General features: G+C 31.0%; 25 protein-coding genes. 20 read left to right on the top strand and 5 right to left on the bottom strand.

Annotated elements, in window-relative coordinates; translation table 11 throughout:
- Window positions 1-126: 126 nt before the first annotated feature.
- From ACYU7A_RS11290 to ACYU7A_RS11280, 3 genes are all read left to right on the top strand, one after another.
- Complete coding sequence (locus ACYU7A_RS11290; RefSeq protein ID WP_460576609.1) at window positions 127-810, top strand: hypothetical protein; 684 nt, start codon at window positions 127-129, stop codon at window positions 808-810.
- Window positions 811-979: 169 nt separating this feature from the next.
- Window positions 980-1,453 (top strand): hypothetical protein, encoded by a 474-nt coding sequence (locus tag ACYU7A_RS11285; protein WP_460576607.1) that lies wholly within the window; start codon window positions 980-982, stop codon window positions 1,451-1,453.
- Between the two features lie 197 nt (window positions 1,454-1,650).
- A complete protein-coding gene (locus ACYU7A_RS11280; RefSeq protein ID WP_460576605.1) occupies window positions 1,651-2,181 on the top strand; it encodes a hypothetical protein in 531 nt (176 codons plus the stop codon).
- Window positions 2,182-2,280: 99 nt separating this feature from the next.
- Here ACYU7A_RS11280 and ACYU7A_RS11275 read toward each other — a convergent pair whose 3' ends face one another.
- Window positions 2,281-4,212 (bottom strand): amino acid permease, encoded by a 1,932-nt coding sequence (locus ACYU7A_RS11275; protein ID WP_460576603.1) that lies wholly within the window; start codon window positions 4,210-4,212, stop codon window positions 2,281-2,283.
- Between the two features lie 233 nt (window positions 4,213-4,445).
- Between ACYU7A_RS11275 and katG the strand changes: the two genes are divergently transcribed.
- The 17 genes from katG to ACYU7A_RS11190 all read left to right on the top strand — a co-directional run bounded on the left by katG (window position 4,446) and on the right by ACYU7A_RS11190 (window position 20,465).
- Window positions 4,446-6,632 (top strand): catalase/peroxidase HPI, encoded by a 2,187-nt coding sequence (gene katG, locus ACYU7A_RS11270; RefSeq protein ID WP_460576601.1) that lies wholly within the window; start codon window positions 4,446-4,448, stop codon window positions 6,630-6,632.
- Between the two features lie 247 nt (window positions 6,633-6,879).
- The gene (locus ACYU7A_RS11265) at window positions 6,880-7,515 is read left to right on the top strand and encodes a redoxin domain-containing protein (RefSeq protein WP_460576600.1); all 636 of its coding nucleotides are present in this window, start codon (window positions 6,880-6,882) and stop codon (window positions 7,513-7,515) included.
- An 87-nt stretch (window positions 7,516-7,602) separates the two neighbouring features.
- Window positions 7,603-7,911, top strand: coding sequence for a thioredoxin family protein (locus ACYU7A_RS11260; protein ID WP_460576599.1), 309 nt, complete (start codon window positions 7,603-7,605; stop codon window positions 7,909-7,911).
- 74 nt (window positions 7,912-7,985) lie between these two features.
- The gene (locus ACYU7A_RS11255) at window positions 7,986-8,243 is read left to right on the top strand and encodes a DUF6952 family protein (RefSeq protein WP_344817135.1); all 258 of its coding nucleotides are present in this window, start codon (window positions 7,986-7,988) and stop codon (window positions 8,241-8,243) included.
- 191 nt (window positions 8,244-8,434) lie between these two features.
- Window positions 8,435-8,815: a hypothetical protein gene (locus tag ACYU7A_RS11250; RefSeq protein ID WP_460576596.1), complete on the top strand. Its 381-nt coding sequence runs from the start codon at window positions 8,435-8,437 to the stop codon at window positions 8,813-8,815.
- Between the two features lie 211 nt (window positions 8,816-9,026).
- Window positions 9,027-9,812: an SseB family protein gene (locus ACYU7A_RS11245; protein WP_460576594.1), complete on the top strand. Its 786-nt coding sequence runs from the start codon at window positions 9,027-9,029 to the stop codon at window positions 9,810-9,812.
- Window positions 9,813-10,002: 190 nt separating this feature from the next.
- On the top strand, window positions 10,003-10,596 hold the full coding sequence (locus tag ACYU7A_RS11240) for a hypothetical protein (protein ID WP_460576592.1): 594 nt from the start codon (window positions 10,003-10,005) through the stop codon (window positions 10,594-10,596).
- Between the two features lie 349 nt (window positions 10,597-10,945).
- The gene (locus ACYU7A_RS11235) at window positions 10,946-11,470 is read left to right on the top strand and encodes a hypothetical protein (RefSeq protein WP_460576590.1); all 525 of its coding nucleotides are present in this window, start codon (window positions 10,946-10,948) and stop codon (window positions 11,468-11,470) included.
- A gap of 44 nt (window positions 11,471-11,514) precedes the next feature.
- Window positions 11,515-12,090: a hypothetical protein gene (locus tag ACYU7A_RS11230; protein WP_460576588.1), complete on the top strand. Its 576-nt coding sequence runs from the start codon at window positions 11,515-11,517 to the stop codon at window positions 12,088-12,090.
- Between the two features lie 265 nt (window positions 12,091-12,355).
- On the top strand, window positions 12,356-14,863 hold the full coding sequence (locus tag ACYU7A_RS11225) for a T9SS type A sorting domain-containing protein (protein ID WP_460576586.1): 2,508 nt from the start codon (window positions 12,356-12,358) through the stop codon (window positions 14,861-14,863).
- Window positions 14,864-15,094: 231 nt separating this feature from the next.
- Window positions 15,095-15,643: a hypothetical protein gene (locus ACYU7A_RS11220; protein ID WP_460576584.1), complete on the top strand. Its 549-nt coding sequence runs from the start codon at window positions 15,095-15,097 to the stop codon at window positions 15,641-15,643.
- 235 nt (window positions 15,644-15,878) lie between these two features.
- Window positions 15,879-17,018, top strand: coding sequence for a pyridoxal phosphate-dependent aminotransferase (locus ACYU7A_RS11215; RefSeq protein WP_460576582.1), 1,140 nt, complete (start codon window positions 15,879-15,881; stop codon window positions 17,016-17,018).
- A gap of 181 nt (window positions 17,019-17,199) precedes the next feature.
- Window positions 17,200-17,640 carry a hypothetical protein gene (locus ACYU7A_RS11210; RefSeq protein WP_460576580.1) on the top strand — a complete coding sequence of 147 codons (441 nt, stop codon included), beginning with the start codon at window positions 17,200-17,202 and terminating at the stop codon, window positions 17,638-17,640.
- A gap of 221 nt (window positions 17,641-17,861) precedes the next feature.
- A complete protein-coding gene (locus tag ACYU7A_RS11205) occupies window positions 17,862-18,299 on the top strand; it encodes a GNAT family N-acetyltransferase (protein ID WP_460576578.1) in 438 nt (145 codons plus the stop codon).
- Between the two features lie 175 nt (window positions 18,300-18,474).
- Entirely contained in the window at window positions 18,475-18,720 is a 246-nt protein-coding gene (locus ACYU7A_RS11200) for a hypothetical protein (protein ID WP_460576576.1), read from the top strand.
- Between the two features lie 825 nt (window positions 18,721-19,545).
- The gene (locus ACYU7A_RS11195; protein ID WP_460576574.1) at window positions 19,546-19,797 is read left to right on the top strand and encodes a hypothetical protein; all 252 of its coding nucleotides are present in this window, start codon (window positions 19,546-19,548) and stop codon (window positions 19,795-19,797) included.
- 53 nt (window positions 19,798-19,850) lie between these two features.
- Complete coding sequence (locus tag ACYU7A_RS11190) at window positions 19,851-20,465, top strand: VOC family protein (protein ID WP_460576572.1); 615 nt, start codon at window positions 19,851-19,853, stop codon at window positions 20,463-20,465.
- A 29-nt stretch (window positions 20,466-20,494) separates the two neighbouring features.
- Here ACYU7A_RS11190 and arsB read toward each other — a convergent pair whose 3' ends face one another.
- The 4 genes from arsB to ACYU7A_RS11170 form a co-directional block, all read right to left on the bottom strand.
- Window positions 20,495-21,523: an ACR3 family arsenite efflux transporter gene (gene arsB, locus ACYU7A_RS11185; RefSeq protein ID WP_460576570.1), complete on the bottom strand. Its 1,029-nt coding sequence runs from the start codon at window positions 21,521-21,523 to the stop codon at window positions 20,495-20,497.
- 4 nt (window positions 21,524-21,527) lie between these two features.
- The gene (locus ACYU7A_RS11180) at window positions 21,528-22,139 is read right to left on the bottom strand and encodes an arsenate-mycothiol transferase ArsC (RefSeq protein WP_460576568.1); all 612 of its coding nucleotides are present in this window, start codon (window positions 22,137-22,139) and stop codon (window positions 21,528-21,530) included.
- Between the two features lie 91 nt (window positions 22,140-22,230).
- Window positions 22,231-22,707, bottom strand: a complete 477-nt coding sequence (locus tag ACYU7A_RS11175) for a DUF6428 family protein (protein ID WP_460576566.1) — start codon at window positions 22,705-22,707, stop codon at window positions 22,231-22,233.
- 92 nt (window positions 22,708-22,799) lie between these two features.
- Window positions 22,800-23,123: an ArsR/SmtB family transcription factor gene (locus ACYU7A_RS11170; RefSeq protein ID WP_298305457.1), complete on the bottom strand. Its 324-nt coding sequence runs from the start codon at window positions 23,121-23,123 to the stop codon at window positions 22,800-22,802.
- Window positions 23,124-23,210: the final 87 nt, after the last annotated feature.

The following is a 23,210-nucleotide window of genomic DNA, read 5'->3' as shown; positions in this document are numbered from 1 at the left end:
AATGGCGAGACACGGGATTTATTCGAAATTAAAAAGGTTTTAATTTAAAGTTTTGGTTATCTTGGTCTTGGTTCTTCTTTATTCCGCGACACGTCCGGCGTCATAATATCAAAAATCCTGTAAAATATGAGAATTTTATTAATCTTACTTATAATTTTTACTTCTTGTCAGAATAAACAAGAAACGAAATCTAATAAAATTCCATATGAACCAAACAGTAATTCAATTGAAAATTTAGAAACTGGTAATGCTCAAAAAGAAAAGTTTCAAAAAATTCCATATAGTCTAAAAAATAATTATTTAGATAGTTTAGGAACAAAGCTAAATCCAAATAAAAATTACGATTATTGGCAATATGCAACTTATTATCAAAATTCAATTGAAACAAAATATAATGTTCTAAAGCAAGGTGGCGATACATTACTGAGAATAAAAATAAATGAAAAAATAAATCCAATAAAAACTGTTGGAATATTTCAAGGTGGACATCCGAATTATCGTTGTAATTATGCGATAACAATTGAAAATCGAAAAGTAAAATATGTAAAAAGCGAAGATGAGTTTAGAACATTCTTAGGAAATATAGATAATTTAGAAGAAGCGATTCTTTTAGCCAGAACTTATGGATATTTATTGGGAAGTGAATTAAACGAAAGCGAATATCGAAAAATCGGAACTAGTTTTGAGTTACATTTAGTAAAATATCACGATTACCCAAGAAGTTTGGAATCAGTAGAATTAAAAATCGGTTATGATGGAACAATAAAAACTAAAAGTTTAGGAAATTTCAGAACGAAAGATGTTTACTAAAAAATTAAGTCGCAAAACAATCGTTTCAAGAAATGACGAGGATAGAGCTATCAGAAAAGTACGCTTATGTAATTAAATTTTGGCTACATTTGTTTGGTCCGTGCTAATAGTCGCCACAAACGCTAGCTAGAGGACGTTATACGCAATGCTAAACTAACAAAGTAAGCTAATGAAATATATATTCATACTATTTTTTTTGACAATTTCTTGTAAAGAATCTTCCAATCGGGAAAATAAAAACTCCAAATCTTTACATAATGTAGATTACAATGTCGCACTTAAATTCATAAATGATTATAACAAAGATTTTTTTAATCCGCGTGTTGAAGCTTTAGTATGGCTTTCAAAAAATAAAGCAGTGACAAAAAATCTATTAGACCGATATAAACAAATGGTTGATTCAGCAGAAATAGATGAGCCAGAGTTAGGATTAGATTTTGATCCAATCATTAATGGACAGGATTCAGATGAGCAAGGTTTTGAAATAATGGAAATAGATTCCCTAAATGGTTATGTAACTGTTCAAGGAAAATCTTACCCAGATTATAAAATCGTACTAAAAGTAATAGATAAAAATGGCGTTACTTTAGTTGACGGATCAGGAGTAATTAATATTCCAAAGTCAAAACAACCAAAATTTTAAAAGCACTGCTTATAACCGTGGTTTACAACAATTGCTAGACTTGCGCTTGCTATTTAGTTTTCGTGAAAATAATCTAGTAACTACAATTCTATCTTTTAAAAAAAATCGGTAGGTTTGTTTTAGTCAGTGATTAATGAATTCACAAAAGAAAAATAACATAACTAAGCATATTCAAAACGTCTAAATAAATTGATACCATGAAAAAAAGTCTGTTTATTGTTCTAAGCATTTTAACTTTAAGTTGTAACAATGATGAAACCAGTAATCAAAGTAATAATAAAGATTTAAAGCTAGTCACTGGAATTAATTTAAGACAAAACTTTGACGATCCACCATTAAAATTAGGAAATCCTAATGTTTTGGTGAATAATAAGTTTACCATTTATCCTAATCCAGCTCAAAATATGGTGAGCATCTTAGCTCAAGATAATGTTACCGATGTATGGTTAGTACCAGCCACTCCTGAAAAAATCTATCAATCGGTGAACTTTAGCAGTATTCTAACCAACAATTTGTTTAGTGAACAATCTATCAACTCTAATTCAATTATTGCTATCAATTCCCAGTCTTCAAACAATCTAATGATTAACCTTGAAACGCTCGAAAAAGGATATTACAAAGTATTTGTAAAAATTGATGGCGTAATTTATTGGGATAATTTGTACAAATACGATAGCCAAATTGACTCCTCTGTACAATTTACTGCCATTAATGCCTTTTGGAATTAAATCTTTAGCTCTAAATAATTAAATAAGTAAAAGCAATTACAAACTAAAAATGCCTCAAAAAGATAAAACTCTTTGAGGCATTTTACTATTTACTATTCACTATTTACTAATCACTTCTCTATTCAACTTACTATTCTTATAACTAAATCCGAAGTAAATAGCTAATCCAATTAGCAACCAACAACTGAAATAAATCCAATTCCAAACACTTAATTCTGCCATCATATAAAGACAACAAACCAAACCTAAAAGCGGAATTAAAGACAGGTTTTTACGCCATGACCACGAAGCAAAGTATACTAACGACAATAGGAAAATCCACATCGGTATTTTGTGTTTGAACAATTGAAAACCACTTTCATATTTTAGATTGTTATCAATTGGCAACGAATTTACCACATTCTCATATGCTTTATCATCCTCAGAAAACTTGCTCAATACTTCTTCTAAATCGGCTGAAGCGTCTTTAACCAAAAGATTTTGTTGCAAGTACGTCATCACCTCTTTTACTTGAGTTTCTTCAAGTGAAGTCACAATAGTCGTCGGATTGTTGATTTGTTTTTCATTGGTAATAAAATCCATTGTTGCCTTTTTGTTAACCGTAAAAGCAATGATAGCTCCAACAAGAATTAACAACGGAAATACATATTTAGAATTCACATAAGGTGTTTTAAACTTTCCTCTTGGAATATCAGGTTTGTTTTGCATAACAAGAACTCCAGCACAAACTAAAACAAAGGCAAATAAGGTTCCAATACTACACAAATCGGTTACCATAGTAAGATTTAAAAACAACGCAGGAATTGCCACAACAAATCCAGTTACAATCGTCGCGTAAGAAGGCGTTTTGTATTTTGGATGCACTTTAGAAAATCGTTTTGGCAATAATCCATCACGACTCATACTCATCCAAATTCGAGGTTGTCCCATTTGGAAGACTAATAAAACACTTGCCATCGCCACTACGGCACTCACGGCAATAATTCCAGACATCCATTTTAAATCCAATTTATCAAATACAAATGCCAATGGATCACCAACATTCAAATCGGCGTAATTCACCATTCCTGTCAAAACTAATGCAATAATAACGTACAAAATAGTACAAATAATAATCGCCCACATCATTCCTTTAGGTAAATCTCTTTGAGGATCTTTACATTCTTCAGCCGTTGTTGAAATGGCATCAAAACCAATGTAAGCAAAGAAAACTGCCGAAACTCCTTTCAGTATTCCTCCTACTCCATTTGGTGCAAACGGAGTCCAATTAGCAGTATCTACATAAAAAACACCAACTGCTATAACTAATAATATGATACAAAGTTTTACAACGACCATCAAGTTACTGGCATTTCTAGACTCTTTCATTCCTCTGTAAACCAGATAAGTAATGATAACAATAATCAATAATGCAGGTAAATCGGCAACTAAATGAAAAGAACCAATCGTTGGCGATGTGGTGTAGGCTGTATAAGCCAATTGCAAACTTTCCGATAAATTTTCAAATGTTTTTCCACCATTCATTAAAGCGGTAGCTTCTTCAAAACCTTTGGAAGCAGTTAGATAATCCATTTGAATCCATTGTGGTAAATGCAATCCGCCACTCTCGAGAAGTCCTGTAAAATAATCACTCCAGGAAATCGCAACGGTAATATTTCCAATGGCATATTCCATAATCAATGCCCAACCGATAATCCAAGCTATAATTTCACCAAAAGCTACATACGAATACGTGTACGCACTACCAGAAACTGGCACCATTGAAGCAAATTCAGCGTAAGCAAAAGCGGCGAAACTACAAGCAACAGCGGTAAAGATGAATAAAAAGATAACTGCTGGTCCACCATCTGAACTTGCTTTACCAATGGTACTAAAAATACCAGCGCCAATAATGGCAGCAATTCCAAAAGCAGTTAAATCTCTCGCAGTTAAATGTTTGCCCAAACTATTGTGTCCATCAGCTTCATTTCTTGCAACTTGATCATTAATATCTTGTACTGTCTTTTTTCTAAATAATGTGGAAAAATTCATATTTAACGAATAGTTTATTGATGATTTATACAAAAACAAATATAACATAATTTCACATTGATTTACAAAATTGAAAAATTACAAACTATAATTAAAATCTATTAAAAAATAAATTTAAAGGATAAATTATCTATACTAACTTAATTTTAATTTATAAATTTGTTAGAATTAAAATTGAAATTATAAACGATCAACAATAAAAAAGTTTTAAAACTAAATAATTACTAAAATTTATGGAACATTCAAACGACATTAGCAAATGCCCATTTCATCAAAATCAAAAAGGTTTGAGCGATGGTGTGAAAAATCAAGATTGGTGGCCAAAAGCACTTAACTTAGATATTTTACACCAACAAGATTCAAAAACTAATCCACTTGGAGAGGATTTTAATTATGCCGAAGAATTCAAAAAATTGGATTTACAAGCTGTAAAAAATGACTTAAAAGCGTTCATGACCGACAGTCAAGATTGGTGGCCTGCCGATTGGGGACACTATGGTGGATTGATGATTAGAATGGCTTGGCACTCAGCTGGAACTTACAGAATTTCTGATGGTCGCGGTGGCGCAGGAACTGGAAACCTTCGTTTTGCTCCACTTAACAGTTGGCCTGATAATGGAAACTTAGATAAAGCAAGAAGACTTTTATGGCCAATTAAAAAGAAATATGGTAACAAAATTTCATGGGCCGATTTAATGATTTTAGCCGGAAATATGGCTTATGAATCTATGGGATTAAAAGTGTTTGGATTTGCTGGTGGACGTGAGGATATTTGGCATCCAGAAAAAGATATTTATTGGGGTGCAGAAAAGGAATGGTTGCAAAAATCTGGTGGTGAAGGAAGTCGTTATTCTGGAGAAAGAGATTTAGAAAATCCATTGGCAGCCGTAATGATGGGATTAATTTATGTAAACCCAGAAGGTGTTGATGGACAATCTAATCCATTAAAAACGGCTCATGACATGAGAATTACGTTTCAAAGAATGGCAATGAACGATGAAGAAACAGTTGCCTTAACTGCTGGTGGACACACGGTTGGAAAAGCACACGGAAATGGTGATGCTTCCGTATTAGGACCAGAGCCTGAAGGTGGTGCCATCGAAAATCAAGGATTTGGTTGGATGAACCCAAAAGGAAACGGAAACGGCGCTGACACAGTAACAAGTGGATTGGAAGGCGCTTGGACAACACATCCAACACGTTGGGATAATGAATATTTTACTTTATTATTAAACCACGATTGGGAATTAAAGAAAAGTCCAGCTGGAGCAAGTCAGTGGGAACCAATAAACATGAAAGAGGAAGACAAACCTGTCGATGCTCACAATCCATCTGTAAGAAGAAATCCTATCATGACGGATGCTGATATGGCATTAAAAATAGATCCTGAGTACAGAAAAATTTCTGAAAAATTCCATAGTGACCAAGCCTATTTCTCTGAAGTTTTTGCAAGAGCTTGGTTCAAATTAACACATAGAGATTTAGGTCCGAAAGACAGATATTTAGGTGCGGATGTTCCTGCAGAAGATTTGATTTGGCAAGACCCAGTTCCGGCTGTAGATTACACTTTATCTGATGCTGAAGTTGAAGAATTAAAAGCAAAATTATTAAACAGCGGATTAACAAGAGCCGAATTAATAAACACTGCTTGGGACAGCGCTAGAACATTTAGAGGTTCAGATTTTAGAGGTGGCGCAAATGGTTCTAGAATTAGATTAGAGCCACAAAAAAATTGGGTTGCCAATGAACCAGAAAGATTACACAGAGTTTTGACTAAACTTGCCGAAATTCAAGCAGGTTTGAGTAAAAAAGTTAGTATTGCCGATTTAATTGTTCTTGGTGGAACTGCAGCTATCGAAAAAGCAGCTCAAGAAGGTGGATTTAACTTAAAAGTTGCTTTCCATGCAGGAAGAGGTGATGCTTCACAAGAAATGACTGATGTAGAATCGTTTGAAGTTTTAGAACCAACTAACGATGCTTTCAGAAACTTTATGAAATCTAAATATGTTGTACAACCTGAAGAATTAATGCTAGATAAAGCACAACTTCTTGGATTGACTGCTGCAGAAATGACGGTTTTAATTGGAGGAATGCGTGTTCTTGGTACCAACTATAACGGAACTAAACACGGTGTTTTCACCAATAACGAAGGTGTTTTGAGTAACGACTTCTTTGTGAATTTAACCGATATGAGCTACAGTTGGAAACCTGCTGGCGATAATTTATATAACATCGTTGACAAAAAATCAGGTGCAACCAAATGGACTGCTACTAGAGTGGACTTGGTTTTTGGTTCTAATTCTGTTTTGAGAGCTTACGCCGAAGTGTATGCACAAGACGATAACAAAGAAAAATTTGTACGAGATTTTATCAATACTTGGTCAAAAGTGATGCATTTAGATCGTTTTGATTTGAAATAAGAACTTCCAAGTTAGTATTGTTTTTCTGAAAAACCACCTTTTTAAGGTGGTTTTTGTTTTTTATGCAATTATTTGCACTTAAAAAAACACATAGTGAAATTTTTATATTAATATTTTATAAGAAATTTATTGATAATTTTTGTCTATTAATACATTGTAAAATGTAATAAATATCATGTTTTATATAACCTTTGTGGTTGTAAATTTGTATTCAGAAAAACATTAATAACATTAAATAAAAACAATCATGGCATTAGTTGGAAAACAATTCCCAAACATTACAGTAGACGCCATCTCTTTTATGGGAGATAACTTAAAAATCAACGTTTTAGAAGAAGCTAAAAACAACAAGAAAAAAGTAATTTTATTCTGGTATCCAAAAGATTTTACATTCGTTTGTCCTACAGAATTACATGCTTTTCAAGCAGCGCTTCAAGAATTTGAAAAAAGAAACACAACTGTTATTGGTGCTTCATGCGATACTAACGAAGTACACTTTGCTTGGTTAAACACAGCTAAAGACAATGGTGGAATTGAAGGTGTAACCTACCCTATTTTGGCAGATACAACACGTAATCTTTCTGCGGCTTTAGATATTCTTGATGCAGAATGGGTTTACAATGAAGAAATCAACGACGAAATCTTAGAAGGTTCTAATGTAACTTTCAGAGCAACTTACTTAATTGACGAAGACGGAAAAATCTTCCACGAAAGTGTGAACGATATGCCATTAGGAAGAAACGTAAACGAGTACTTGAGATTAATCGATGCTTACACTCACGTTCAAACAAAAGGTGAAGTTTGTCCTGCAAACTGGGAAGAAGGAAAAGACGCAATGAGCGCTGATAGAAATTCTACTGCAGCTTATTTAGCAACTCACTAAATTAATAAATTCCAATATTTTAAAATTCCAAATTCCAATCATAAAAAATTGGAATTTGGGTTTTGAGATTTGAAAATTCAAAAACTTATGTTTACAGAAATAGAACAAGATAATTTAGCTGAAGTAGTTGCTTCAAATGATGTGGTGGTTGTGCAATATGCTGCTAGTTGGTGTGGTAATTGCCGTATCATGAAACCAAAATTCAAACTATTGGCTTCTCAAAACGAAAGCGTTCCATTCTTAATTGTAGATGCGGAAAAATTTCCAGAGTCAAGAAAAATGGCTAAAGTGGATAATCTTCCAACCTTTGCAACCTTTAAAAATGGAGTTTTAGTAAACCAAAGCCAAACAACTAAACTAGAAGTATTGACCGAATTGGTTAATGAAGTAGTTTAATTTTGATTGTTACATTTTTAGATATATCTATCTTTCTAACAATCTAAAAATCTAAAAATCCAAAAATCTAAAAAATGAAATTACCTGTTATAAAACACTTAACGCAATTTATAGAAGACAACGATCAAGACTATTTGGTTGAAACGATTGAAGTTTTAGAAAATCTTTGTGAAGTGCCAAGTTTGAAAGACGAAGAATTGGAAGTCATCGGCGAGTTAATTTCTAATATGTATGGTGCCATCGAAGTTCATAAAATGATCAAAGAAGGCAAAGACAAGAAAGAAGCACTAAACGACTTCATGAAACGTGTACTCGGCTCAATCGATAAATAAAAGACAAACTCTCAAGAAATTGGGAGTTTTTTTTGTTTGTGATTTGTTGGAATTTGATATATTTGATTAAAATAAGCTAAAAGTAGCGCTAATCATACCCAATTTGGGTGTATAGGCGCTATAACGTAGCGACTATATACAAGTTATGTGTAACCTTAAACAATCTCGTTAATTTAGAACATATGAGAAAAATGAAATTATTAGCTTTTTTATTGCTTATCTCCATGATTTATGCATGTGGTGGATCTGAGAGTTATCAAGGAAAGTGGAAAGCATTAGATACTAAAGGAAATAAATTTGAAATTACCTTTACCGAAAATAAATTATTAATAAAGGATAGTTTAGGAGAATTGTCAACCTATAACTATGTTCAACATTCTGCTGGACATATAGGTTCTTCAAATAATTTCACAGATTCATTTGAAATTCAATTAAATAATGGACTAGATTACCAGATTTTTTTTCCAATGGATGACCAAAATGTTGGTGTAATAAAACATAATGGAGAGAATATTTATAGCATTAGCAAGAAAGAATATCTATCTATTGATAAGATCATATTGAGTAATTAAGGCTCCACATAACACATGTTTGCCGCTATTGCTGGGCTTGCGCTTGCTATTTTGTCTTCGTGGAAAATAATCTGGTGGCTACAATTCTATCTTTCTAAGAAAAGTCGTAGTTTTGTTTTGGTCAGTGATTGCAGCAGCAACAGACGGCAAGCATGGGAACGTTAGCTGTCACTTTACTCGACCGTACCAAATAAAATAAATAGAATAATATATGGGAATATTTGATAAACTTTTTGGAAATACATCTAAAAAATCTGATCCAGATAACTCACGTCTTTTGGAATTACTAGAAATTTATGAAAAGCAAAATGGCAAAGGGGATTCTTATAAAAATGTCATTTTAGAACTAATGAATGGTAATTCATTTTTACTTTTGCCATCAGAAAATGATGAAGAATTTACAGAAAACTGGTCAACTACCAAAAATAATACAACTCTGAAACTTTCTTCCGTTTTTAATTTGGACGGTCTAAAAGTTCTTGGTGCGTTTAGCGACGAAAAATCATTATTAAGTTGGTCAAATAAACCAACCGAATATACTGCATTATCTTCAAAAGTAGTATTGGAACTTTGTGAAAAAGAACTTATCGAAAGAATTGTTATAAACTCTGATTTACCGACAATGTTTGTTTTAGAAAGAAATAGAGAAAACATAAAAACACTGACAATTGAAGAAGAAACGACTGTACAAGTAGGCACGCCAAACAAATCATTAGAAAATAGAATCATTCAAAAACTCATTCAAAATTTCCAAAGAGTTGAAGTTATCAGTGAAGTATATCAATATGGTCAAACCAAGAACAATGAATTCAGTCTAGTTTTAGGTTTTAAGCTGTCAACAGATTCTGATAATGCAAAAACAGCTACAATTAACGCTGTCCAAAATGCTTTACAAGGAGAGAAAATTAATCAACTATTAGACTTATTTTTCATAGAAGATGATAGTTGGTATCAAACGATTAAAAATGTAGAAAACTCATTTGTATATAAAAAATAAAAGCGAACAGCTAACAGCAGTTTGCAGAAATGGCGGGTTTTGTACTTAATTTAAAGTTGGTTTTGTAGTTGCAAAGTCATTGTTTAACCGAAAGTTTAGGCTTCCTTAATCCGCCACTTCCGCAAGCTGCGAAACGTTAGCGGTCAGCATAGAGCAAAATCGTAAAATATAAACTTTAAAACTTAAAAATATGAAGACAAAAATTACTTTATTTTTCTTGATCTATTTGACAGTTTGTAATTATACTTATAGTCAAACATCAGAACATTTAGTTTTCAAAGGCGTACCAATAGATGGAACACTAAAAGAGTATGTTTCAAAAATGGTTCAAGACGGCTTTACAAATTTGGGAACCGAAAATGGAACAGCAATACTAAATGGAGAATTTGCAGGTTATAAAGACTGCAACGTTGGAGTTGCTACATTGAAACAGAAAGATTTGGTTTACAAAATAGCAGTTGTATTTCCAGAAAAAGACACTTGGTCAACTCTCTCAGGAAATTACTTTGATTTAAAAGACATGTTAACCGAAAAATATGGTAATCCTACAGAAATCGTTGAAAAATTTGATGGTGATAAATATTCGCAACCAAAGGACGATGATGACAAAATGTACAAAGTTAAATTTGACAATTGCAAATATTTTTCTGTTTGGAAAACTGATAAAGGAGATATTCAATTATCTATCGAACATGAAAGTGTAAGTCGCTGTTATGTGGTTTTAGCTTATTTTGATAAAATTAATGGAGATATTATTAGAACTAAAGCAAAACGTGACTTGTAAATATAATGCCGAACCGCTAACCGCCGTTTTGCGCTATTGCTGGGCTTGCGCTTGCTATTTAGTCTTCGTGGAAAATAATCTGGTGACTACAATTCTGTCTTTCAAAGAAATTCAGTAGATTTGTTTGGTCAGTGTTCGCAGCAGCAACAGACGCAAAGCGGCATTACGTTAGCAGTAATTCCAAACACATCCTAAAATGATTCACGAAAGTTATTATTGGCGAAATGAATTAATTCAAATTTCCGAAAAAATAAATAAAAAAATTAAAATTCAAAAAAATTGGTCTGATTCAAAATTTGCAAAATTTGAGAAAAATATAATGCTTGGGTTTTATATAATTCGCAAACTTATGGAAGCCAACAAGCTTACTAATAAAATTGGTTCAACTAAATTCACATTGAAAATGTACCAAAATAATGGTACAAAAGTAACCCGAATTAATAACCATCGATTCGATGAAAATTATAATTTTGAAAACTTTAAAATCATAAAACGTGATTTAAAGTTTTTAATTAATCAGTTTGTTCATAGTTACGTTTTTGTTCCTGTGATTTCTGTCGTAGATGAAAAGACTTTGAAATTAATGGAAAATAAAGAGCTTACAGAAGATGAATTAGCAGAAATTTATGAAGATGGAGAAAGAGAAGTAACAGGTATATTGGTTAATACTGACACAAACAAAAACGAAAATCTTTTCGAAATAGACATTAATAGTATAATAGAAATATTTAAAATTGTTGGTAAGTGTAATGTGACTCGAATAGAAATGAAATACAATACCAAGAAAGAAGATTATGACATAATTCAATTTGATGGTGATAACCAAATTTCAGATGAAACAAAAGTGTTTATAGAGAAATTAGAGAAAAAATAACTACCGCTAACAGGCGTTAACAGCAAAATAATCAACATTTACTTATGAGACAAAGGAAACTTGAATCGGACTTTCAACTAAATGAAATATTTGAAATCGAAACTGAATCTCATCTTTCAGATGACGAAAGCTCTGATTTATTCGTTGAAAGATTGTATGATATTGGATGGATAATTATGCTTTTCAATAGTTTAGAAGGTTCTGTAAATTATGCAGTTGACAAAGCACTAGATCCTCATGAGAGACGGAGTGAAATTAATCATCTTCTTATTTGCGAAATGAATTATAGCTCTAAAGTATCGTTTATAATTAGACATTATGGTATGCTAATATACAATGATGAGAAATATAAAGATTTTATACCTGAACTTGAAATTTTAGAAAAAAAATTACGTGATGCTGGAACAACAAGAAATATTTATGCTCATGCCAATTATGGAATGACAGTCAATGAAAATTACATTCGAGTTAAGACAAAAGCAAAAAGGAATGGAGTCTTTTATGATTATATGCGTTTCGAAAAAGAGGATATTAAAGAAGATCAAAATCTAATATTAAATGCTAGAAATCTTTTAGAAGATTTTGATCAAAAGTTTTGGGACAAAATATTCTGCTGTTAACCAAAGTTTATGCCTATTGCTGGGCTTGCGCTTGCTATTTTGTTCTTCGTGGAAAATAATCTGGTAGCTACAACTTTATCTTTCAATTTAATTCCGTAGTTTTGTTTTGGTCGGTGTTCGCAGTAGCAACAGAGCAAAAGCCGAAAAACGTTAGCAGAAATGCCCAAAAATCGAAAAAGAAACTATACATTGTCAATTAGAAAACACTAAGAATCATATAGTAACGATAAATTTAGCAATTAAAATCTAACAACATTAAATAAATATGAAAAGAAAAGTATTTATCTTTTTTATATGGTTTATTATTAATCCAATTTACGGACAGATAAATTTTGATGAAAAAGTCAACATTTATAACCTTGATTCGTTAAGTAATAATGTTATTTATGACGATTTTGATAATGATAATGATATTGACTTAATAAAATATGTTACTTATAACGAAAGAAATGTTTTGCTTCAAAAAAATGAAAACGGCGATTTTAATGCAACATTACCAAAATTTATAACGAACGGCGTAAGTCCAATTATCTCCTTAGATATAAATAATGATAGTTATCCAGATTTAATTACTTATCATTCATTTAACACAATTGGTGTTTTACATAATTTACACAATGATACATTTGGTAATGAACAAACATTGATAAATTTTTCTGGATCGTATTCAATATCACCAATTAAATTCGATTACAACAGCGATGGATTTATTGACTTAATCGTAAGGGATAATCAGAATAACGCCTACGTGCTGTTAAACAATCAGAATGGTGGGTTTTTATCTCAACAATTTTTATTTGCATTGGGTAGTCCTTTTACCTCCATTTACAAAATTGATGATTTTGATTATGATGGGGATTTTGACCTATATACATTGGGTAATCCAAACTTGAAAATTTACATAAACAATAATGGAAACTTCGTTAATCCACCTGCACTGAATATAGATGCTGAGCCTTTTAAGGAATTTGGAATACTAGATGTAAACGGAAACGGATATAAAGATATCTTATATTGGAAAAATGATGCGCTTTGGGTTAAATATTTTGGCTTAAATACCATTACTAATCAAATAGTGGTTTTAAATGACCTGCCTGTTGTACAAAATATCCCATTTTACACTAATTCCAACAATAGTCGCTCTGTATATATAAAAGGTATAAGTCCAAGTGTCTACGATGTATATGTTGCTTTAGAATCAACACAAAATCAATCCAATATTCATAAATTCACTATTAATAATGGAGTATTTAGTTCGGCAGAAATTGTATTACCTAACTTTAACATCAATACATTTACCTTAAATAATTATATCTTTTCAGACCTTAACAATAGTGGAAACGTTGATTTCTTATTTTCTTCAAATTATAATTCCCAAAACATGCTCCTTGTAAATTATGATATTGATAATTTATCTGATAAGACAATCTGTTACCAACAAACTATTAACACAAATAATTTTACTGTAACCGATATGAATGGCGATGGTGAAGAGGATGTTTGTATCGGGCAACAAAACGGATTAGGTTATTACAAAAAGATGGTTAATAATCAACATGGTGCTATAAAAAATTTAATAGGTGTAATGTCGAACCCAAACGCAGCTACGTTCACTTTGAATTCTATCATGGATTTTGATAATGATGGATTGGGTGATGTAATTGATTATAGCGATTCTGGTATGTACGCTAAAGTTTTTAAGAATTTAGGAAACGATAATTTTTTATATGTCCAAAATGTCTCAATCCCAATTTTAACAACAGGAATTTTTTTTGTAGATATTGATAATGACGGTTTTAAGGATTTGCTTTTTCAAAAAAATCCTTATACCACTGGCAATGAACTCATGTGGTCAAAAAATTACAATGGTAGTAATTTTGGAAGCGTTCAACCAATATCTTTTAATTATCCAAATACTGTTGAAACAACTTCTCTGGCTTTTGGTGATATTAATAATAACGGTGCTTCTGATATACTAATGCTAAGTAATTATTATTCTAATAATTCCTACCATTATGAAATAATTTTAATTGAAAATCAAAATGGTATTTTTTCTGCTACAAGTATAGCAACTTTAATAGATCATTATAGTGGTGGAAATATTAAAATAAAAGATATAGATCAAGATGGTGATTTAGATTTTTTTGTTTTCGACATCAACGTAAAACCTTTCTTATTCTATCGAAATGATGGCCAAAATATTTTTTACAAAATTAGTATTGAGAATATAAACATTCATGATATAGAGTTTGACGATAATGATGGAGATGGAAAATATGAAATCTATGCAACAAATTATAACTCAAATTCCTACTCAAGTGATATTTTTTATTATATAACATCCGATTTTATAAATTTCTCAAAATTTGAAATCGACTCTTTCGAATCATATCATCAATCAAGAATAGATCTATTATTATTCGATTACAATGGGGATAATAAAAAAGATTTATTTGTTAATAATCCAAATTTTGTAAGTGGTTTGGTATCCGTTTATATTAATTCTTCAAATTCGCTTTCTATAAATGAGACTACTAATAATTTGAATCTAAAAATGTTTCCTAATCCATTTACAAATACTATTAATTGGAATGGTGAAAATAATATAGATTATAAATTGCAATTATTTACATTAAATGGCAAATTGATACACGAAGAGAAAACTACAAATAACAAGATAGATTTTTCATTTTTAGAAGGTGGAATCTATCTATTAGTTATAGAAAATATAGAATTGCACTCTAAAAATACATACCGAATAATTAAAAAATAAACTTCGTTATTTACCGATTTTACATCAATAAAGCACTAAGCGATTAATTAAAAAATAGCTAATTAAAAACATCTGCTAATCACAGCTAGCAACTATTTCTCGTCTATTGCTAATGGAAACCATAATTTTCATAACTTCGTTTTTCGGTAATAGAAAAAACAAACGTTTCAAAAGTCGCAACAGCTTGCTAGCTATATTTCGTTGACTGTAAGCTTAAATTCTGAGTAAAAAATGAAATCCATCTTTTATATAATATTTTTTATTCTTTTTGTTAGTTGCGAAAAGAAAAATGAGTTGAAAAAAACACCCAATATTGATTCAACTGATAAAAAATTTGAAGAAATTAACTTAATAGATACTTTAAAATCTGAGGGATTTAGCTCTGACTTAAATGATACATTTAAAGATTTTAAAATATACGAAATTAACGATACAATAAAAGTAGAATTCAATGGAGATAATGTAAAAGATTTTCTATATTTTTTAAATAGTGGAGATGAAAAAAATATCATTATTTTAGATGGTAAAACTAAACTGAAAACTAAAATTGGTGATGACCAATCGTTTGATAAAATTTCAAAGAATTTTAATTGGGCAGATTATTGGGGCGTAACTAACGATAAACAAACTTTTGAAGTATTAGTAAACGAAAGCGAAGTTATTGGTGATACAATTATAAAATTAGAAAATAAATCAATTTTTATAAGAAAAGAAGAAGTTGGCGGAGGAGTTATTACGTTTAAAAATGGAAAATATATTTGGATTCACCAATCTGATTAAAAGCCTACAGTTAACACATGTTTGCCAAAACTTCTGGACTTACACTTGCTATTTAATTTTCATGGAAAATAATCTGGTTACTACGATTCTATCTTTCAATTTAATTCTGTAGGTTTGTTTTGGTCGGTGTTGGCAGAAGCAACAGACGAAAAGCGATATAACGTTGGTGGCAATTTTAACACACCGCAATTGTAACAAACTATTTTTTTTTAAGACCAATTAAGAAAAAGAAAATATGGAACCAAACAGAAGACTTTGGCTGAAAAAAATTGGTATAGGAGTAGCGGGTATTGGACTTTCAAACTTCAATACATTTGCTTCTCCTCTTGTATCAGAAAATTTAATTAATAGTTTTGAGGATGATAGCAGCTTAATTTTTTTACGCTCAAACGAAAATCCTTATGGTCCATCTCCATTAGCAAGGAAAGCATTTGCTGATAATGTGAATATTAGTAACCGCTATAATTGGGATTTGGCGACTCAACTGATTGCTGACCTTGCAAAAAAAAATAGTGTTAATGACGAAAACATATTCTTGGGAGCTGGTTCAACTGAAATTTTAGACTTGGTTGCAAAATTGGTTTCACAAGACAAAGGACACGAACCGAAGGTGACTGGCAGCGCAAATTATGTAATTGCAGACCCAAGCTATGATTATTGGACAGTTACATTAGATTATTTAGGTTTAACGAAAATTAAAGTACCACTTACAACCGACAAGAAAATTAATTTGCAAGCTATGCAGGAAGCTGTAAACCAAGACACAAAATTGGTTTATATCTGTAATCCAAATAATCCAACAGGAACAATTTGTGAAAGAGAAGCATTGGTAGAATGTGTAACCAAGATTTCACAAAATACAATTGTGTTAATTGATGAGGCCTATTTAGACTTTACTAAACAGCAATCCCTTAGTAATATCGTAAATGACCACAAAAATATTATTATCGTCAAAACATTTTCCAAAATCTATGGTCTGGCTGGAGCACGAATTGGGTATGCAATTGCAAACAAAACAATAATTGATAATTTGGCAAATTCGCAATCCAATACAAATAATAACGTTAGTGTAGTATCAAAACTTGCTGCTATAGCTTCGTTGAAAGATGATAAATTTGTTTCAAATTGCTACTTGCTAAATGAAAATGCAAGACAATATACCATCAACGAACTCCAAAAATTAAATTGTGAGTGCATTTCTTCTAATACAAATTTCATCTATTTTTCACTTGAAAAATACAACAAGGACTATTTTAAGCAATTAGAAAACAATAATATTGAAGGAGGAAGAATATATGAAGAGCAAGGTAAATGGACAAGAATTACAGTGGGTAAAATGGACGAAATGAAAAAATTTATTAAAGCTTTAGAATAAATAAAAAACAGTACACAGCGAACGTTTTAGTTATTACTGAGCTTGCGCTTGCTATTTTTATCTTCAAGGAAAAATAATCTAGTGTCTACAACTCTATCTCTCTAAGAAAAGTCGTAGTTTTGTTTTGGTTCATACGTGAAGTTAAGAAACGTTGGTCGCAACTTAAAAACATCCCATAAAAATGACAAACCTTTTTAGAAAAATTGCTCTAATCCTACTTGTATTTATAAGTTGTCTAAGTTATGCTCAAAATAAGGAAGTAGATTCCTTGATTCAGAAACTTGACAACAAAGATGCTTATATTGTTTTGACGAAAACAACTTCGCCGAGGCTAAAAGGAAATACAGCAAACAGAATTATTGAAATAGGAAAAATGGCTTCACCAGAATTAATTAAAATTCTTGACAGTCAAAGCCAAGGAGTTGTTGCTCATTTCATACTTTCTAAAATTTGGCAAGAAGTATGGGAGGAAGAAATTTGCTGTAATATTAGAAGTGTTGGAGAAATTGAGATTTTGACAATTAATGGACTTGAAATTAGAGTTGAAAATAATGTTTTGTACTCGACACAAGAGAGTCTAAAAAGAAAAAAGGAAATTTGGAAGAAGTTATGTCAAGTATAAAAAACTGCTCGTAAGAACGTTTTTTTACTACTGCAACGCTTAGAACTTATTTGAACTCTTAGTCTTTTATCTTTTTACCTTTTCATCACATTCTGTTTTCAAAAGTTTTCGATATATTTGCTTTAGTCTGTGACAAAAACAGCAACAGACTCAAAGTGATACAATGTTTGCAATAAAAGTTGTAATGCTCTCAAAAAAACAATTTTGAATTTATTGATAAAATGAAACTTGAACCAATAACACTAAATATTGATAAATCGTTAAAAATTTATTCTTCAGATAATTGCCAAGTCTTAATAGATTCTTATGATGAATATTATCCTAAAATTGGTTACAATTTACCTTGGATAGGCTACTTCATAGTAAAAGATGATGAAATTGTTGGTTCATGTGGTTATACAGGAAAACCTATAGATGGAAAAGTTGAAATAGCTTATTGGACATTTAAAGAATATGAAGGTCAAGGAATTGCCTCATTTGCCTGTAATGAACTTATTTCAATTTCTCGAAAAACTGATCCAACAATTAAAATTACTGCGAAAACTGAACCAAGAAATAATGCGTCTACAAAAATTTTAGTCAACAACGGATTTACATTTTCTGAAGTTGTTCAAGACGAAGAAATTGGAGATGCTTGGCTTTGGAGCTTAAAAGAATAAAAATAAGCCAATCACTAAGGATGGTTTGCTATTTTCATCTTCGTGGAAAATAATTTGATTGTTACCACTCTATCTTTATAAGAAAAACATTAGTTTTGTTTTGGTCAGTAATAGGCCTAAAGCTAGGGAACGTTGGCGCAAATTATAGATATGAGTAGAAATTGAAAATTAATATATGGAAAAAATATTCGGCTGGTTTTTAATTGTTTTTAGTTCAGTAATGTTATTGTTTCTTTCATTCACCATAATTGCAATAACTCTTGGAGTATTATTTATGAATTACAATATTCCAATTTCTACTAAAAATATATTGTTCAATATATTGGGACTTTCTATTGGTTATTTTCTTTTAATATCCTTTTTAAGAAAAGGCCTTAAAAAAATTAAAAAAGAGAAGATTTCCGAAAAACAAACAGAATAAAATTAATAACTTGCGCTAACACGTGTTTTTCGTTATTACTTTGCTTACGCTTGCTATTTTCATCTTCGTGGAAAATAATGTGGTGACATCAACTCTTCTTTTCAAAGAAATATTGTAGTTTTGTTTAGGTAAGTAATTGCAGTAGCAACTGTTGCAAGCCGCAACGTTAGCAGTAATAATACTCAACCTGCATAAATATGAGAATATCTTTCTTCTTATTAATAATTTCATTTTCCATCAAACTTAATGGACAAGTCAATAATAAGTCTGTTGATACAATTAATATCTACACAGAAAAATATTATAAACTGAATGATTCATTATCAAAACCAATTGATGTTTCACTTGAAAAATTAATAAAAAATCCTAAAAAGTACAATAGAAAATATATAAGATTTCTGGATTTCTTCATATTGATTTACCATATAGTTTATTGTATAAATCGAAAGAAAGCTATACTAATGGTGAAAATTCTAATGCTGTTATTTTTTTGCTTCATAAAGAAGATTGTTATGTAATAAGTCAAAAACATAATGATTTAACAGTCATTGTTTCAGGAGTTTTTAATGTTTATAAAAAGCAGAAATCAATATATAGTATTCAAAAAGTTGACACTGTGGAATAAATTACTACTGCTAACAAATGTTTGTTGCTATTGTTTGTCTTACACTTACTATTTTAATCATCATGGAAAATAAACTGGCGAATACAACTCTACTTTTCTAAGAAATATTGTAGGTTTGTTTAGGTTAGTGCTTGCAATCACCAAGGAAAAAATCATGAATAAAAGAAACAATTTTTAAATTTTACCGAAAGAAATCAGAAATGAAGCTTACTAAAAATGATTTTTTATTTTATTTGGGTTTAATATTTGCAATTTGGTTTGCCTGGACAGGAATGGTTTGGACCTATAATGCTGCACTTTTTATTGCATATCCAATTGGAATAATAAGTTTGATTATTTGGACGGTAATTAGAAATGAAAACAGAAAACGAACCAAGTTTATACCAATTATTCTAACAATCGGATTGATACTTTCATTGTCAGTTTTATTATGCTTACTAATATGGGATTAAACTGCCAGCTATTATCAAAGAACTATGCTTAAAAATCAAATAAAAAACTAGAAATGAAAAACTACAAACTTATTTTTTTAACTGCATTTGCTATAGTAAGTCTAGTGAGTTGTAAAGATTCCCAAAAGAACTCTTCTAATAATAGTAAAACAGATTCCACAACCAATCCAACAGAAACAAAAAAATCAACTTCTATTAAGCAAAAAATAACGCCTTGTCTTTGGGTTGATAAAGATGCAAAAGCAGTTGTAGAGTATTACCTTTCTATTTTCAAAGAGGGTAAAATGAAAGAATACCACCAATATAAAAATCCAACGGAAGCTAAAGATCAAGGTGGTCAAGATAGCTTCGAAACAGCGGTTATGGAAATTGGTGATATAGAATTTAGCATTTTAGCTGCTGGACCTTATTTCAAATTTAATGAATCTATTTCGTTTGTTATCAATTGCAAAGACCAAGCAGAAGTAGATTATTATTGGGAAGCTTTGACTGCAAATGGTGGTCAAGAAGGTTCTTGTGGTTGGTGTAAAGACAAATATGGCTTGTCGTGGCAGGTTGTTCCTGTTGAATATTTTGACCTTATCAACAGCGAAGATTCTAAAGTTAGAGAAAAGGCAATGAAAAACACTATGAAACAGAAAAAGTTAATCCTTTCTGAACTTAAATAGACAAGTGTTATAGGTGTTTTTTATTAAAATCAAAAATACTTCTTTCTCAACCAAAACGCCACATTCACCAAAATAATTAATGCTGGAACTTCAACTAAAGGTCCAATAACGCCTGCAAAAGCCTGTCCGCTATTGATTCCGAAAACACCTATGGAAACAGCAATTGCTAACTCAAAATTATTTCCTGAAGCTGTAAACGATAATGCAACAGCATCACGATAATTGGCACCAATTTTCTTGGAAACAAAAAAAATCAAGAAAAACATAATAGCAAAGAAAATCACTAGTGGAATGGCAATTCGAATTACGTCCATCGGTAAATCGACAATCATTTCGCCTTTCAAACTGAACATTACAACAATCGTAAAAAGAAGCGCTATCAAAGTAATCGGTGAAACAAATGGAAGAAACTTTTGATTGAACCATTTTTCGCCAACATATTTTTTAATCATAAATCGGCTAATCACTGCTAATGCAAACGGAATTCCGAGATAAATTCCAACGGTTTTGGCGATTTCTGAAATAGTAATATCGAGTTCCAAACCTTTGATTCCGAATAAAGGCAACATCACTGCCAAATAAAAATAAGCATACAAACTGAAGAAAAACACTTGTAGCAAACTATTAATTCCGATTAATCCTGCTGTTAGCTCTCTGTTTCCTTCGGCTAGTTCGTTCCAAACGATTACCATTGCAATGCACGGAGCAATTCCAATGATGATTAATCCTGTCATGTATTCTGGATAGTCTTTTAGGAAAAAAGTCGCCAATAAAAACATCAAAAAAGGTCCAACAATCCAAGTGATAAAAAAGGAAGCTGTCAATAATTTGGGTTGTTCAAACATTTTAGGAACTTGAGAAAAATCGATTTTTGTTAATGGTGGATACATCATCAAAATCAATCCAATTGCCAAAGGAATATTCGTAGTTCCTGATGAAAACGAATTAATAAAATCGGCTGAATTCGGAATAAAATAACCGATGCCAACTCCAATTAGCATAGCTAGAAATATCCAAAGTGTTAGAAATCGGTCGAGGAAATTTAGTCGTTTCTTCATATCCTTAATTCTTTATTTGAGAAAAAACATAATACATTTCAGAGGCTATTTGTAAACTTCTTTCTGCGTATTTTTCGTTCATAATTTCAGTTCCGTCAAAGGCTTTTGGATCGTCATATTTTATTGGAAATCTGGCTTCTGCTCCAAAAACCATTGGACAACCTTCATCGGCATTATTACAAGTCATGATAGCTCCAAAATTATTTTTCGGATTAAAATCATCGAAATACGCTTTTGAAAAACAAATAATGGGATGTTGATTTTCATCAAATTTCACCGCATAAACAGGGTTTTGTTCTTCACTCAATTTCTGAATTTCAAAACCTTGATTTACCAAAGTCTCAACTACTTTTGGAAACATAGCTGTAGCTTCCGTTCCACCAGAATAGCAAAAAACCTTTTGAATTCCGAATTGAAATGCCATAGTTTGTGCCCAAATTTGCGACAAATGACTTCTGCGTGAATTGTGTGTGCAAATGAAGTTTAGACGAATTTCTTCGTTGGAGTTTACTTTATTTTGAATATAATCAATCAAAGGTTTCAAAACTTCTGTGCGCTCGTTTGGAACAGAAATTTTTGAAATAGTTGTTATGGTTTTGGATAGATTTTCTAGCATAAATACTTTTTTAACCACAAAGACACTAAGAAGACACTAAGCTCACAAAGTCTTTATTATTTATATTTTTCAAATTCTTTTGATTAAATTTTTAACAACAACCAGAATCTGGAGTACAACAAGAAGTTTCTTTTGGTTTCCACTCTCCTATTTTTACTTTCAATTTTTCTGGCGGAATTCCACAATTGTCTTTTGCTAAACAATCGGTTAGTTTTGATTTTAATTGGAAGTTAGTTCCGTCAAAATCTAAACCGAATTTCCCAATGGTTTCTTTCATTTGGTATTCTACTTCGATTTCTAAATCTGGAATTTGCAATTTAGCTTCCGATAATTCAATGATGTGAACCAATTTTTCAGGATGCAATCGATGATCATAATCGTTGGCTTCCCAAAGTTGAAAATTCACAACTTCTTCTGCTCGAACTACGCCACCACAATCGATGAAATGTTTAGTGATTTTTCCAACTTCAGTAACGTGAAAATGACTTGGAACCAATTCGCCATTAGGCAATTGAAAAGCAATTTGTGAAAGATTTTTTAACTGATTTTTTATTTCTGATAGTTTCATGATATGAGTATTAAGATTGAAGTATTAAGTATTAAGACTGAATTACTATGTATTAAGATTTTGGAATTTGGAATTTAAATATTGGAATTTCTCTAACAACATTTGTTCTTTAGTTTATGTCGAATCATTCCAAAATGATTTTCTATTTTATCAATAGTATCCGGATTTATGCAATAGCAAATGGCAGTTCCTTCAATCGTTCCTTTTATGATATTGGCGTTCTTCAATTCTTTAAGATGTTGTGAAATCGTAGGTTGCGCCAATGGTAATTCGTTTACAATATCACCACAAATACATGAATCTACCGACAATAAATAATCGACAATTGCAATTCTTGCTGGATGTGAAAGCGCTTTAAATAGCGTTGCCATTTCGTTGTGCTCTTCTGAAAATGATTCTGATTTTGATGCTCCCATTTTTATAAATAATTATTATATTGCAATATTACGATAAAACAATTATATAAAGCAAATTATTATGTTAAATTTATACTACAAATCAAA

The organism is Flavobacterium koreense (assembly GCF_054776075.1).
This window is presented reverse-complemented; position numbering and strand designations above follow the sequence as displayed.

Coding starts and splice junctions, on each gene's coding strand:
- ACYU7A_RS11290 (WP_460576609.1), top strand. CDS start 127: ATGAGAATTTTATTAATCTTACTTATAATTTTTACTTCTTGTCAGAAT.
- ACYU7A_RS11285 (WP_460576607.1), top strand. CDS start 980: ATGAAATATATATTCATACTATTTTTTTTGACAATTTCTTGTAAAGAA.
- ACYU7A_RS11280 (WP_460576605.1), top strand. CDS start 1,651: ATGAAAAAAAGTCTGTTTATTGTTCTAAGCATTTTAACTTTAAGTTGT.
- ACYU7A_RS11275 (WP_460576603.1), bottom strand. CDS start 4,212: ATGAATTTTTCCACATTATTTAGAAAAAAGACAGTACAAGATATTAAT.
- katG (WP_460576601.1), top strand. CDS start 4,446: ATGGAACATTCAAACGACATTAGCAAATGCCCATTTCATCAAAATCAA.
- ACYU7A_RS11265 (WP_460576600.1), top strand. CDS start 6,880: ATGGCATTAGTTGGAAAACAATTCCCAAACATTACAGTAGACGCCATC.
- ACYU7A_RS11260 (WP_460576599.1), top strand. CDS start 7,603: ATGTTTACAGAAATAGAACAAGATAATTTAGCTGAAGTAGTTGCTTCA.
- ACYU7A_RS11255 (WP_344817135.1), top strand. CDS start 7,986: ATGAAATTACCTGTTATAAAACACTTAACGCAATTTATAGAAGACAAC.
- ACYU7A_RS11250 (WP_460576596.1), top strand. CDS start 8,435: ATGAAATTATTAGCTTTTTTATTGCTTATCTCCATGATTTATGCATGT.
- ACYU7A_RS11245 (WP_460576594.1), top strand. CDS start 9,027: ATGGGAATATTTGATAAACTTTTTGGAAATACATCTAAAAAATCTGAT.
- ACYU7A_RS11240 (WP_460576592.1), top strand. CDS start 10,003: ATGAAGACAAAAATTACTTTATTTTTCTTGATCTATTTGACAGTTTGT.
- ACYU7A_RS11235 (WP_460576590.1), top strand. CDS start 10,946: ATGGAAGCCAACAAGCTTACTAATAAAATTGGTTCAACTAAATTCACA.
- ACYU7A_RS11230 (WP_460576588.1), top strand. CDS start 11,515: ATGAGACAAAGGAAACTTGAATCGGACTTTCAACTAAATGAAATATTT.
- ACYU7A_RS11225 (WP_460576586.1), top strand. CDS start 12,356: ATGAAAAGAAAAGTATTTATCTTTTTTATATGGTTTATTATTAATCCA.
- ACYU7A_RS11220 (WP_460576584.1), top strand. CDS start 15,095: ATGAAATCCATCTTTTATATAATATTTTTTATTCTTTTTGTTAGTTGC.
- ACYU7A_RS11215 (WP_460576582.1), top strand. CDS start 15,879: ATGGAACCAAACAGAAGACTTTGGCTGAAAAAAATTGGTATAGGAGTA.
- ACYU7A_RS11210 (WP_460576580.1), top strand. CDS start 17,200: ATGACAAACCTTTTTAGAAAAATTGCTCTAATCCTACTTGTATTTATA.
- ACYU7A_RS11205 (WP_460576578.1), top strand. CDS start 17,862: ATGAAACTTGAACCAATAACACTAAATATTGATAAATCGTTAAAAATT.
- ACYU7A_RS11200 (WP_460576576.1), top strand. CDS start 18,475: ATGGAAAAAATATTCGGCTGGTTTTTAATTGTTTTTAGTTCAGTAATG.
- ACYU7A_RS11195 (WP_460576574.1), top strand. CDS start 19,546: ATGAAGCTTACTAAAAATGATTTTTTATTTTATTTGGGTTTAATATTT.
- ACYU7A_RS11190 (WP_460576572.1), top strand. CDS start 19,851: ATGAAAAACTACAAACTTATTTTTTTAACTGCATTTGCTATAGTAAGT.
- arsB (WP_460576570.1), bottom strand. CDS start 21,523: ATGAAGAAACGACTAAATTTCCTCGACCGATTTCTAACACTTTGGATA.
- ACYU7A_RS11180 (WP_460576568.1), bottom strand. CDS start 22,139: ATGCTAGAAAATCTATCCAAAACCATAACAACTATTTCAAAAATTTCT.
- ACYU7A_RS11175 (WP_460576566.1), bottom strand. CDS start 22,707: ATGAAACTATCAGAAATAAAAAATCAGTTAAAAAATCTTTCACAAATT.
- ACYU7A_RS11170 (WP_298305457.1), bottom strand. CDS start 23,123: ATGGGAGCATCAAAATCAGAATCATTTTCAGAAGAGCACAACGAAATG.